This window comes from Colwellia sp. E150_009 (assembly GCF_053543955.1).
In genome coordinates this window covers 21647-31617 of sequence record NZ_JBHFOM010000052.1, presented here as the reverse complement: position 1 = coordinate 31617, position 9971 = coordinate 21647, and the positions used below count along the sequence as shown (strand labels likewise).

General features: G+C 38.5%; 8 protein-coding genes. 6 read left to right on the top strand and 2 right to left on the bottom strand.

What is annotated here, in order from left to right:
- Positions 1 to 161: 161 nt before the first annotated feature.
- Positions 162 to 350 carry a hypothetical protein gene (locus ACE1OF_RS17490; protein WP_448896035.1) on the bottom strand — a complete coding sequence of 63 codons (189 nt, stop codon included), beginning with the start codon at positions 348 to 350 and terminating at the stop codon, positions 162 to 164.
- A 3-nt stretch (positions 351 to 353) separates the two neighbouring features.
- Positions 354 to 1329 (bottom strand): IS630 family transposase gene (locus tag ACE1OF_RS17485; protein WP_448896039.1). Its coding sequence is split into 2 segments (ribosomal slippage): positions 354 to 924 and positions 923 to 1329, totalling 978 coding nucleotides; the frame shifts between segments, so codons are not numbered across the junction.
- A 436-nt stretch (positions 1330 to 1765) separates the two neighbouring features.
- On the opposite strand from ACE1OF_RS17485, the gene ACE1OF_RS17480 reads away from it, so the two are divergent.
- The 6 genes from ACE1OF_RS17480 (at position 1766) to nuoG (ending at position 9962) form a co-directional block, all read left to right on the top strand.
- Positions 1766 to 2278, top strand: a complete 513-nt coding sequence (locus tag ACE1OF_RS17480) for an NADH-quinone oxidoreductase subunit A (RefSeq protein ID WP_448896034.1) — start codon at positions 1766 to 1768, stop codon at positions 2276 to 2278.
- Positions 2278 to 2916: a NuoB/complex I 20 kDa subunit family protein gene (locus ACE1OF_RS17475; protein ID WP_448896033.1), complete on the top strand. Its 639-nt coding sequence runs from the start codon at positions 2278 to 2280 to the stop codon at positions 2914 to 2916. The genes ACE1OF_RS17480 and ACE1OF_RS17475 overlap by 1 nt, the downstream gene beginning before the upstream one ends.
- Before the next feature lie 120 nt (positions 2917 to 3036).
- A complete protein-coding gene (gene nuoC, locus ACE1OF_RS17470) occupies positions 3037 to 4755 on the top strand; it encodes an NADH-quinone oxidoreductase subunit C/D (protein ID WP_448896038.1) in 1719 nt (572 codons plus the stop codon).
- A gap of 78 nt (positions 4756 to 4833) precedes the next feature.
- Positions 4834 to 5403, top strand: a complete 570-nt coding sequence (nuoE, locus tag ACE1OF_RS17465; RefSeq protein WP_448896031.1) for an NADH-quinone oxidoreductase subunit NuoE — start codon at positions 4834 to 4836, stop codon at positions 5401 to 5403.
- A complete protein-coding gene (gene nuoF / locus ACE1OF_RS17460; RefSeq protein WP_448896030.1) occupies positions 5396 to 6841 on the top strand; it encodes an NADH-quinone oxidoreductase subunit NuoF in 1446 nt (481 codons plus the stop codon). Before nuoE ends, nuoF begins: the two co-directional genes overlap by 8 nt.
- Positions 6831 to 9962 carry an NADH-quinone oxidoreductase subunit NuoG gene (gene nuoG / locus ACE1OF_RS17455; protein ID WP_448896029.1) on the top strand — a complete coding sequence of 1044 codons (3132 nt, stop codon included), beginning with the start codon at positions 6831 to 6833 and terminating at the stop codon, positions 9960 to 9962. Before nuoF ends, nuoG begins: the two co-directional genes overlap by 11 nt.
- Positions 9963 to 9971: the final 9 nt, after the last annotated feature.

Below are 9971 nucleotides of genomic sequence, written 5' to 3'. Positions count from 1 at the left end.
CCATTGGTTTCTTTTGCGATAAGGGATTTAAAGTCGATGTGATCAAAGGGACTCATAAGTTGTGATATTAGGTATGAAAAATAAAATCAATTAGATCACAAATTTAATAAAAATGGTATTACTAGCCAGCTGATTAATTTTTGTTATACCAATTGCATTAATTAAGTTCCCACCTTTATCCAGTCTCTAGAGCATAATTTGATCACTCTAGAGGCATCAGATATAAAACTATTCCAAGCTCTACTGCATTCATCAACAATATCGTCATAGCCCTTGAAACATCTATTGGCGAGTTCATTTTGGCGTAGCCATTGCCAAACTTGCTCTATAGGATTTAATACCAATTGCATTAATTAACTGCTCACTTTTATCCAGTCTCTAGCGCATAATTTTATCACTCTTGAGACATCAGATATAAAGCTATTCCAAGCTCGACTGCATTCATCAACAATATCTTCATAGCCTTTAAAACATCTGTTCGCTAGTTCATTTTGCCTTAACCACTTCCAAACTTGTTCAATTGGGTTTAGCTCTGGTGAATAGGGCGGCAGCTTTATGATGGATAAGTTATCGAACTTATCCGTTAAATGGGATTGATGCCAAGCGGCACCGTCTACAACGATTACAGCATGACGTCCTTGCGGTACTTTTTTTGATATCAACGCGAGGTGCTTTTCCATTACATCCATATTCATACACGGTGCTATTAATGCTTCGGTATCACCTGTCGCTGGACAAACAGCACTAAAAAGATAGGCATATTCAAATTGCTGCTGTTTCACGGCTCTTGGCCTTGTGCCTTTCTCTGCCCAAAGCCGTGTCGTCGTATTCTGCTGCCCAAACCGTGCTTCGTCTTGGAACCATACGTCTACATTTTTAAGGCTTATATTCCACGGGATCGTGCGGATCATTGTGATTTCGAATTTTATTAAAAGTTTCTTGTACTTCATCTGATTGTTTAGGATGCCTTGAGCGGCTAGTTATCCACGAGAACCCTAGCTGGTGGAGTAGTCGATAAACATTGAAAATAGAATAATCTACCTTAAATTCTTGGGCAATATAGGTAGCGAGTGTTCCAGCGTTAAGTCTGCCACCATTTTCTTTAATGCTATTGTTGCGAACGTATTGGCTTAACTGATTAAGCTGTAATTGACTTAAGGCGCAAGGTTGGCCTGTACGGGGTTTTTCTTTGAGTCCACCAAGGCCATCTTCATAAAATCTTTTAACCCAATCGTTAACACTGCGGCGGCTAATGCGAAGATTTCTTGCTACTTGCGCTTTGTTAGTGCCGTCTTTGATGTGAGAAAGTGCCATTAAATGAACGCGCATACGTCCGTTAGTTTCTCTGTCAATTAGTGTTTTAAAATCAATGTGATCTAAAGAAGTTATTTGCAAAAATACTGATGTAGAAAAAATAAATACAATTAGATCACAAATTTAATCAAAATGGTATAAATCGTTTTTATTTATGTTGTTAATGTGTGCATCTCGTTGGTAGAGCAGCCTTTTTCATAAAATATCGTTATTAAACTTTCTATTTAAAAAATGTCTACTATGCTTATTTTATAGGCAGTTGTAATAAGGGCTTTTATTCTTTTTACAACTAACTATGCCGCAGTGAGCTATACAAAGTAACACTAACTAAATGTATAAAACGTTCGGCAAGTAAGTTGTCTGTCGCCTTAGAGCTTATAGCAAACCAATAAAAGCAATATTGGTCCAATCGTTTAGCTAAAATAGTAATAAACAATGGAATGGGGGCGTTGTGGAATTAACAAGTCAAATTAATGAAATTTGGTCGATAGCGGCATATTTAATCATTTTAGTTGTTATGCTAATCTCTATGATGATCTTGTCTCATTTCTTGGGGCCTCAAACGCAATCTCGTGCTAAGAATACGCCTTACGAATCTGGAATTATCTCTGTCGATGAAAACAAAACGCGCTTTGGTAATCATTTCTTTTTGTATGCAATTTTTTTCGTTATTTTTGATTTAGAAACCATTTTCCTATTTGCTTGGGTGATTGCTTTTGATGAAGTCGGCTGGTTGGGCTTTATTGAAGCAAGTATTTTTATTAGTGTGTTATTAGCTGCTTTGATTTATTTAATTCGCATTGGTGCGCTTGAGTTTAAATACCGTCATCAAGGTGTTCGATTACAGCAACTACATTTTAGTCGTTTGCAGGCTAAAAACGTTAGTGTTAATCCAAACCAAAGTACAAGCCTAAATACTAATGTAAATATCAATTCAAAGAATAATAAAAAGGAACAATACTGATGGAGTGGTCGTTAACAAAAGCCAAGCTTGATGAACAAATGAGGGTTGCCAAATCTGTTTCTGAAGAAGAGTTGCAACGCAGTGTTTTTATGGCAAAGCTTGATGATATGGTGAACTGGGGACGAAAAAATTCTATTTGGCCATTCAATTTCGGTTTAAGTTGCTGTTATGTTGAAATGGCCACCAGCTTTACTTCTCGTCATGATATTGCTCGTTTTGGTGCAGAGGTTATTCGTGCCACGCCAAGACAAGCCGACTTAATGGTAATTTCAGGTACTTGTTTTCGTAAAATGGCACCTGTAATTCAGCATTTGTATCAACAATTGTTAGAGCCTCGTTGGATTATTTCGATGGGGTCTTGTGCTAACTCAGGTGGTATGTATGACATTTACTCTGTTGTGCAAGGTGTTGATAAATTTATTCCTGTTGATGTATATGTCCCTGGTTGCCCACCACGACCTGAAGCGCTGCTTGAAGGTTTATTGTTACTGCAAAATCAAATTCAGTATCAACCGCGACCACTAAGCTGGGTGGTAGGAGAGCAATCGGTATCGGAAATTACTAAACCATCTATGCGTGATATTAAACAGGAAAGCCGAATTAAAGTAACAAATCTTGATTCACCTGACTGGTCATAAAAGGATGAATAAATGATCGCTGCTACGCTTAACAGAAAAATTGATATGACAGCCAGTAAAAATTGGCAGCAAGCTTGTGTGATTAGTTTATTCGATGAAATATCTGCATTAGCGGCGGGAATGAAGTTAACACCCGTTAGTGCGGTAGAAAACATTGTTGACGATATTCCAAGCTTTTGGGTTGATAAAAAACATATTTGTAAATTAATGCGAGCACTTAAGCATGATCTATCTAAACCTTTTGATATGTGTTTTGATTTGTGTGCTATTGATGAAACTGTACGTCAACATAAGGCTTCTTATGTGAATGATTTTACTATCAGTTATCATTTACGCTCACATCAGCGAAATCAAGATGTTCGGTTAAAAGTTGCAATATCAAACCGTGATAAAATAATCGATAGTGTAACAAGTATTTGGCCCAATGCTAATTGGTATGAACGAGAAGTATGGGACATGTTTGGTATCACGTTTACAGGTCATCCATACTTATGCCGTATTTTAATGCCTAATACTTGGCAAGGACATCCATTATTAAAAACACATCCTGCCCGTGCAACAGAAATGGCACCTTTTACCTTACCACCCGATGAACAAGATAAAGAGCAACAAGCATTAAGGTTTAATCCCGAAGTGTGGGGAATGAAGCGTCAAAGTGGTGGTAACGGGCAAGACAATGATTTTATGTTTTTAAATCTAGGGCCTAACCATCCAAGTGTTCATGGTGCGTTTCGTATTGTATTGCAAATGGATGGTGAAGAAATTGTCGATTGCGTTCCTGATATAGGCTATCACCATCGTGGCGCTGAAAAAATGGGGGAACGTCAATCTTGGCATAGTTATATTCCTTACACAGATCGTATTGATTACCTTGGAGGGGTAATGAATAACTTTCCTTACGTTATGGCTGTAGAAAAACTTGCGGGAATCACGGTTCCAGATCGAGCCAAAGTTATTCGAATTATGACGGCTGAAATGTTTCGTATACTGTCGCATTTACTTTTCTATGGCACATTTGCGCAAGATATTGGTGCCTTATCTCCCATTTTCTATATGTTTATTGATAGGGAAAAGTTGTTTGGCATTATTGAAGCGTTTACTGGTGCGCGCATGCATCCAAGTTGGTTCCGTATAGGTGGTGTAGCTCAAGATTTGCCACAAGGATGGGATAAATTGGTTAAAGATTATGTTAATTACCTTCCTAAACGGCTTGATGAATATGAAAAAATGGTTATGCAAAATACGTTATTAAAAAAACGTACCGTGGATGTGGGGGCATATTCAAGCAAAGAGGCCTTAACATGGGGTGTAACTGGGCCAGGCTTACGGGCTACCGGGTTTTCATGGGATTTACGTAAGCAAAGACCTTATGGTGGTTATGATCAATTTGATTTTGAAGTTCCACTAGGTCATAACGGTGATTGCTACGACCGATGTCGTGTACGGGTTGAAGAAATGCGTCAGAGTATTCGTATCATTGAACAGTGTTTAAATAACATGCCTGAAGGTCCTTATAAAGCAGAACACCCTCAAACAACACCTCCAGACAAAGCACGTACAATGCAAGATATAGATACCCTGATTCCTCATTTCGTCAATGTAACTTGGGGCCCTGTGATTCCCGTAGGTGAAGTCTCTATGTTTGTTGAAGCAACTAAAGGCATTATGGGGTATCACCTTGTTAGTGATGGCAGCACCATGAGTTACCGTACCCGTATACGAACCCCTAGTTTTGCACATCTACAAATGTTGCCCTTGATCAGTAAAGGGCAATTAGTGGCGGATTTAATTGCTACGTTAGGCAGTATTGATTACGTAATGGCAGACGTGGATAGATAAAAAGTTTTTGAATTTGAGTTGTTTTGCAAGGTAGGCTTTATGTTGATAAAACCTATAATGATTGAGTATTAGGCACTTATGAAAAATAACAATGATACTAGCTTAGGGCAAATAATACCAAGCATGACGATAAACCATGATGACATTGATTTTCATCAATATCTAAGTGCTGCAGAATTGTCTGCAATTGAAGATGAAGTTTCGATTATGGAAACTCGTGAAGCGGCAGGAATAGAGGCGCTTAAAATAGTGCAGCATCATCGGGGGTGGATAAGTGATGATAGCTTGATCGCAATCGCAAAATGTCTTGATATATCAAGTGCTCAGCTTGAAGGGGTTGCAACATTTTATAACCTAATATATCGACAAAAAGTGGGGCAGTATGTCATCCATTTATGCGATAGCATCAGTTGTCATCTAACAGGTTATGAGGAAATTCTCATGGTTGTTAAGCAACATTTAAATATTGATTATGGACAAACAACTCTTGATGGACAATTTACCTTATTATCAAATGCTTGTTTAGGCAGCTGTGATAAGTCACCTGCAATGATGGTTAATGGTAAACATTATCAAAACCTTACTGCTGAATCTGTCATCGCTATATTAAATGGTTTTAGCCAGAACGTCGGAGTATCAGATGACTAAACCTACCTCTGATACTAACCCTGAAGCTAGTGTTGCAGTGGACGAAGAATGGCTAACGCAAGCACTAGCCGAGTCGTTATCAAAGCCCTTATCTCATTTAGTGAATATTGAACATCCCCTAGATTTTGAGGGTTATATAAAAGCGGGTGGTTATATAGGCGCAACAAAAGCGTTAAAAGAATCAACCCCAAAAGAGGTGTTAGACCTCGTCAATGATTCTGGGTTAAAAGGGCGCGGTGGTGCTGGTTTTCCAACAGGTATGAAATGGAGTTGCGTGCCTGCATTACAAGGGAAAAAGCTAGCAGATAATTCAGGCGCAAGGCCAAATCAACAAAACAGTTATTTAATTTGTAATGGTGATGAAATGGAGCCAGGTACCTTTAAAGATCGCTATTTACTTGAAGGTGTGCCACAGCAGTTAATTGAAGCAATGATCATTGCGAGTTATACCATTAGTGCGAACAAAGCCTATATTTTTCTGCGTGGAGAGTACATTCTTGCAGCTAAACGCTTGCAACAAGCGATAGACCAAGCTTATGAACATCATTGGTTAGGAGAAAATATTCAAGGCACAAGTTACCAACTGGATTTATATCTTCATACGAGTGCTGGACGTTATATTTGTGGTGAAGAAACGGCATTGATTAATGCACTAGAAGGAAAGCGAGCTAACCCCAGAGCTAAACCTCCTTTTCCGCAAGTGAGTGGTTTGTTTGGTAAGCCAACGGTTGTTAATAATGTTGAAACCTTAAGTAACTTACCACACATTTTAAAACACGGTAGCGCGTGGTTCAAAGGCCTGTCATCTAATAGCGATCCAGGTACCAAACTCTATGCAGCGTGTGGGCAGGTAAAAAATCCAGGGGTATGGGAATTACCTATGGGGGTTACAATTCGGTCACTTTTATATGATTTTGCTGGCGGTATGAAAGATGGTATGAGTTTAAAGGGATTGTTGCCAGGAGGAGCTTCTACTGATTTTTTGATTGAACAGCATTTAGATACACCGATGGATTTTGAGTCTATTGGTAAAGCGGGGAGTCGCTTAGGTACAGGCGGTTTAATTGTGTTAGGAGATAAATCTTGCCCTGTTGCTATGGTACTTAATTTATTACGTTTTTTTGCGCAAGAATCGTGTGGTTGGTGTACACCATGTCGAGATGGAACCCCTTGGGTTGTTGAAATTTTAACACGTATTGAACAGGGGAAGGGCGTTGCGGAAGATTTAGAACAATTATATGAACTTTGTGATTTTATGTGGCTGGGGAAAACCCATTGTGCTTTAGCTCCTGGGGCTGTTGAACCGTTAAAAAGTGCCCTGCGTTATTTCAAAGAAGATTTTGAACAGCATATTGAGCAGGGATGTTGTCCTTATAAAAGTGAACTTTACAATCAAAGCGACTTAAACAAGGGAAAGGAGGTTAGCGATGGCGAATAAAGATGCTGTTACTATAGTCACTATTTATATTGATGATGTACCTTACCAAGTTTCGGCTAATAATAATTTACTTGCTGGCGTACTGTCGAATAAATTGAATCTTCCGTATTTCTGTTGGCATCCTTCAATGGGCTCTGTCGGTGCATGTCGTCAATGCGCGGTCACACAATATAACGATGAAAAAGATACCCGTGGTCGCGTGGTGATGTCATGTATGACGCCTGTCGTTGAAGGTTTGCGTATTGGTCTTAAAGACCATGCTTCAGCAAAATTTCGTGAACAAATTATTGCGGCTATGATGACTAATCATCCACATGATTGTCCTGTATGTGCTGAAGGTGGAGAATGTCATTTACAAGATATGACGGTGATGACAGGACATAGTTCTCGTCAATATCGTGGAGAAAAACGTACGTTTACCAACCAATATTTAGGCGAACTGGTTGGTCATGAAATGAACCGATGTATTACTTGTTATCGCTGTGTGCGTTTTTATAAGGATTACGCAGGAGGTAAAGATTTTGACGTTTTTGGTACACGTAATCAGGTTTATTTTGGTCGGCAGAAAGAGGGGATTTTAGAAAGTCAGTTTAGTGGGAATTTAGTAGAAGTATGCCCAACAGGGGTATTTACTAATAAGCCTTTTTCTGCACATTATACACGAAAGTGGGATTTGCAATCAGCGCCTTCTGTATGTACTTATTGTTCTATTGGTTGTAACACAAGTATTGGAGAGCGCTATGGTTCAGTACGCAGGGTAATGAACCGTTATAATCATGATCTTAATGGTTACTTTTTATGTGACCGAGGTCGTTTTGGCATTGGCATCGTGAATTCAAGTAAAAGAATTGATCGTGTTAAAGGCATCTGCGCTAAAGTCGGTGAACCACTCATTGGCACCTTTAATGAGAATAATTTTGCTAAAACTCTCAGGCAGCATTGCAAGGAAAAATTTATAGGTATTGGCTCCGCCCGCGCTTCATTCGAGAATAATCGGTTATTAGAATACTTGGTTGGCAAAGACAGTTTCTCTTTAGGGTATAACAACCGAGAAATGCAATTAGCATTAAGACACAAAAAACTGTTAACGCAATACCCACAACAAAGTTTAGCAGGTATTGAAAATGGCATAGCGCATGACAATGGTGAGAAAGGGCATGATTTAGTTTTTATTGTTGGGGAAGTGATTGAACAAACCGCTCCACGTTTGGCGTTAACTATTAAACAAGTATTGAGAAATGTAGCTTTAGATAAAGCTGATAGCATTGGAGTTAAACATTGGCAAGATGCGGCAGTAAGAACATATGCAGGAGACACCCGTACTCCCTTATATTCATTGCAATCACAGCCAAGTGAGTTTGACCAATATGCTAATGGTACTTTGTTGATATCGCCCGATGGAATAATAAAATGTATTAAGCATTTAACAACAATGTTACAGGATGACTTTGCTGATGTAGCTACGGTTATACCATTTCAAAATGAATTACATTCAAGTCAATGTAAATCAAAACCTATCAGCATTGATAATGAAAATAAGGCGACTGGCTCTGCGACTAACCACTATGACCGTGATGAACATATTAGTGATAATGCGGACAATGAAGAAGCCTTTTTATTGTCGCTTGCTAATGCGTTATCGCAAGCTAAAATGCCCTTAATTGTGACTGGTTTAACATTAAAATCACCAGAACTACTGGGTGCAATTGATGAGTTAATGGCTTGTTTATCACAAAAGTCACATGGCTTTTCACCTGAGTTAACCCTGATAGCACCTGAATGCAATAGTGTGGGATGCCTTCATTTTCTGAGTGAGCATACGTTATCTATAGAGCAAATTATTAAGCGTTGTAAGCAAGATACAGAAAAACCGACCAGCTTAATTGTGCTTGAACAAGACTTGGCGCAAATAAATAACACACAAAAAGAACAATTACGTCAACATTGTAAAACACTGATTGTTCTTGAACACACTAAAAACAAATGGAATCAGAAAGCCGATATTTTGCTTCCTGTGGGGGATGTCAGTGAAAGTAATGGGCATTTTGTGAATTTTCAAGGGCGATTTCAGCGTTTCTCGTCTGCACATATCCCTGTTAAACCCATTATGGAAAGTTGGTACTGGCTCAGTTTACTAACAAAGTATCTCTTTGAACAACCAGACAAGATGTTTGATAATTTAACTGAAATACAGTCTTTTTTTGCCCAACGAGGTGAGCCTTGGGCGTCACAAATATTGACCTGTGAAAAACAACAAGCTGAATATAACCGCGCTGGTGTTGCTAGGGAAACGCCTCGGGCAAGTGGACGTACAGCCATGACAGCAAATCAGTCTGTGCATGAAATGAAAACGTACCTTGAAAAAAGTCATAATGATATTTTTAATTATTCAATGGAAGGAAATAATGCTCATACCCGTTCAGACATGCCTTATTCTTGGTCTCCTGCATGGAATTCAAATCAGTCAATTCTACAGCTTCAACAAGAGGTTAATGGTGAGCTAGTAAAAAAGGCAAATGAAAATTTTCTTAATCTTACTCTATCAGCTTTCTTTGACGAGTTGCCAGCACAATGTTTTGCACAAAAGCTAAATAGTTTATGGCCAGTACAGATAAAAGAAATATTTGAGGAGTCGAAGGAGAATATAACACTTATTCAAAACCTACCTTGGTTTTTAGCTGAACAGCAATCTAGAACTTTACCAGAATTTATCCTCATGTTTACAGGAAATACGGTTGAGGTGTCAGGTGATTTTGCTAAAAACAATATGATTGAACACGCTAGTGTTATAAAACTGAACATAGGAACAGCAGTATTATTTGCGAAAGTTATAGTGAATGAAAAACTACCAATAAATATAATGTTGGTCAGTTTATTTGAATTACCGTTATCTATTAATAACGTGTCGCTTGCCCTAAAAAATATTAGTAAAGCAACGTATGAGGAGGCTATTGAATTCTCGCAAAATGAAGTACATAGAAAGCAAGTAGCAGAAAAAGAAAAGTCTGATGTTTTGAGCAGGCTAACAAAACAAGATAAAACTATCCCAATTGCTTTTTTTGATACGCTAGCAACTTGTGTGCATGGTAATCAAGAAAAAAACAATTTAAGCCAGAAGTAAGGAGCGACA